The following is a 3,029-nucleotide window of genomic DNA, read 5'->3' on the forward strand; positions in this document are numbered from 1 at the left end:
GAGCCCCCTTTCCCCACGAAACCGGCTACTGCGTCTTTGTTCCCGGCATCCGGGAGGCGATTGCCTCCGGCAAGGAGGACATCCCCGCCAAGGTCATCCGTCAAAACGGTGCCGTGGAGGATCTGCTGCTCCATGTCCGTGGCCTGACCGCGGATGAAAAAGAGATCATCCTGGATGGCTGTCTCATGAACTACTATGCCAAGAAAGCCTGAATGGCTCCATCCATACATACTCAGCGCACATACACCACAGTCAAAACAACTGTAAATGCCGGAGGTTTCCATGGAAAAGATTCAAATGACCACGCCCATCGTGGAGATGGACGGCGATGAGATGACCCGCATCCTCTGGGGCTGGATCAAGGAAAAGCTGATCCTCCCCTTTGTGGATCTGAAAACAGAGTACTACGACCTGGGTCTGCTGCACCGCAACGAGACGAAGGATCAGGTGACGGTGGATGCCGCCAATGCCACCCGGAAATATGGAGTGGCCGTCAAGTGCGCCACCATCACCCCCAACAAGCAGCGCATGGAGGAGTATCCCCAGCTGACGGAGATGTGGAAAAGCCCCAACGGCACCATCCGCTCCATTCTGGACGGTACCGTGTTCCGCACGCCCATCCTGATCGACGCCATCAAGCCCGTGGTGAAAAACTGGAAAAAGCCCATCACCATCGCCCGTCACGCCTATGGTGACGTGTACAAAAGCGTGGATTTCCACACCGATGAGCCGGGCGAATGTACCATGACATTCCGGGGCGCCTCCGGAAAAGAGCAGACTGTGGTGGTCCAGAAGGTGGATGGCCCCGCCGTGTGGCAGGGAGCCCACAACAAGGATTCCTCCATCCGTTCCTTTGCCCGGGCCTGCTTCCAGTACGCCATCGACACCAAGCAGGATCTGTGGTTCTCCACCAAGGACACCATCGCCAAGATCTATGACGGGGACTTCAAGCAGATTTTTGAAGAGGAGTATGAGAGCCGGTACAAGGCGGAATTTGAAAAGCTGGGCCTCACTTACTTCTACACTCTTATTGATGATGCCGTGGCCCGGGTCATCCGCAGCGAAGGCGGCTACATCTGGGCCTGCAAGAACTACGACGGCGATGTGATGAGCGATATGGTCTCCACCGCCTTTGGTTCTCTTGCCATGATGACCTCCGTACTGGTTGCCCCGGACGGCACTATGGAGTTTGAGGCCGCCCACGGCACCGTTACCCGCCACTATTACAAGTACTTAAAGGGGGAGGAGACCTCCACCAACCCCATTGCCACCATTTTCGCCTGGTCCGGCGCGCTCAAGCGCCGGGGCGAGCTGGACAAGCTGCCCGAACTGACCCGCTTTGGAGAAAAGCTGGAAGAGGCCTGCTACGACACTCTGAACGCCGGGATCATGACCAAGGATCTGGTGAACCTGGTGGAACCCGGATTCGCCGCCACGGCAGTGACCAGCCGGGAATTCCTGGACGCAATTGCCGAACGGCTGACTCATAATTTGGCATAATTCTTTATAAAAGGCGAAAACACCCCGCGTATCCACAGAATACGTGGGGTGTTTTCTTTATGAATACAAACACGTCGGCCGGATGGAGTCATAATACCCCGACTGCAGCAGCGGTACCTAGGTCCGTTCTGTGGCAATGGTGGTGCCGCCCTCCGGTTTCAATCCGAAAGACTGCATATCCTCTGTGATATAGAACATCCGCTCCACATCCACAGAGAGGAACACCTCCCGACCAGTAATACTGGATATCCTGCCAGCTCAGTGCAACAAAACCGGCCCGCTCCCGCAACAAACGCTGTGTGGAACGGACCGGTTTTCAAACGCGGACTGGGTTCAGTTGGATGCCTGGACGGCCTGGGTCTTGCGGGCAAAGCGGACCATGCCCGTCCGGTCCAGTGCCACCATCACCGCCGGGATAAACACCAGCTGAAGGATGATGCCGGGAACAGCCGTCAAAAATGCGCCGGAGATAAACAGCTGCCAGGTGAACGCCTGACCGGACACGCCAGAGAGCACCACCATCACCGCACCCCAGACGATGCGGCCGCCCACCATGGCGATCAGCAAAGAGCGGTAGAGCGCCACCACGCACTGCCACTTGGAGTGCTTGTAGAGCGCACCGGCGATCATGCCGTAAGCCGCCATCTCAAAGGCCATGGCAAGACCGGTGGGGAAAATCGGAGGCATGCCGAACATCACATACCGCAGCAGCGGCAGGACAAAGCCCACCACGCCGCCATACTGCCAGCCGCAGATCAAGCCGCACAGCAGCACAGGCAGATGCATGGGCAGCAGCATGCTGCCGATCTGGGGGATCTGGCCGGTGAAAAAGGGCAGGACAAGGCCGATTGCCATAAACATGGCGGACAGGACCAGGTTCCAGATGTAGGTCTTCAGATTTTTCTCTTTCATGGGGAAACTCCTTCTCAAAAAGTCTTTCTGCGCGCCTCTTCTGAGGGTGCTTTCGCCTTCATGGCTTTTTTCGGAGTGCCGGGGGTGTTTGCCGTCTTCTGACGGCTGCTTCATGATTCAAAAAACGTGGAGGTATCCAGGCGCAGAACGTCGGCTTCTTCAATGCCGCAGCTGCGCAGATACCGTTCCTCCGCTGGAATCCAGCAGGTCAAAAAGGTCTGATAATACGCTCCTTCCCGCGCCTGCAGGCGTCGGGCCTGCTCCTCCCTGGAGCAGGTCAGAAACAGCTTCAGATCATATTGACCGGTCAATTCCGGGTGATGAGAATAACTGCCCTCCACCACCGTCAGCGGACGGCGGGGCAAGGGCTGTGCTTCCCGAAGAGTCTGGCTTCGGCAGTCAAAGGGACGATAGAAAACCGTCTCTCCCCGCCGGGCGGGCAGCAGCACCTCTTGGCGAAAACGGGAGAGGTCCATATTGCCGCCGGGGATCTCTGTCCAGTTTTCCGGGCGGTCGGCAATGGGCAGGTAAAAATCGTCCATATGGACGACATTGCAGTCAAACAGCCGCCCCAGCAGCTTGCCAAGGCCGCTTTTGCCGCTGCCGGAGCGTCCGTC

Annotated in this window: 3 protein-coding genes and 1 pseudogene (1 of these 4 running past the window's edge); 2 read left to right on the top strand and 2 right to left on the bottom strand. The window is 57.5% G+C overall.

Features of this window, described 5'->3' with window-relative positions; genetic code table 11:
* Positions 1-212, top strand: a pseudogene (locus tag QZL67_RS08955) (hydratase); it begins 2,069 nt to the left of the window's first position.
* Positions 213-282: 70 nt separating this feature from the next.
* Positions 283-1,500 carry an NADP-dependent isocitrate dehydrogenase gene (locus QZL67_RS08960; RefSeq protein ID WP_022290385.1) on the top strand — a complete coding sequence of 406 codons (1,218 nt, stop codon included), beginning with the start codon at positions 283-285 and terminating at the stop codon, positions 1,498-1,500.
* 333 nt (positions 1,501-1,833) lie between these two features.
* Here the strand turns inward: QZL67_RS08960 and QZL67_RS08965 are convergent, their stop codons facing one another.
* Positions 1,834-2,412, bottom strand: coding sequence for an ECF transporter S component (locus QZL67_RS08965; RefSeq protein WP_022290386.1), 579 nt, complete (start codon positions 2,410-2,412; stop codon positions 1,834-1,836).
* Positions 2,413-2,522: 110 nt separating this feature from the next.
* Positions 2,523-3,029: uridine kinase (locus QZL67_RS08970; protein ID WP_292920198.1), on the bottom strand; the 507-nt coding region annotated here is incomplete at its 5' end.

The organism is Oscillibacter sp. CAG:155, from assembly GCA_000436875.1.
Lineage (GTDB): Bacteria > Bacillota > Clostridia > Oscillospirales > Oscillospiraceae > Oscillibacter.

Bases quoted from the DNA above. Each gene is read 5' to 3' on its own strand.
- QZL67_RS08960 (WP_022290385.1), top strand. From the start codon at position 283: ATGGAAAAGATTCAAATGACCACGCCCATCGTGGAGATGGACGGCGAT.
- QZL67_RS08965 (WP_022290386.1), bottom strand. From the start codon at position 2,412: ATGAAAGAGAAAAATCTGAAGACCTACATCTGGAACCTGGTCCTGTCC.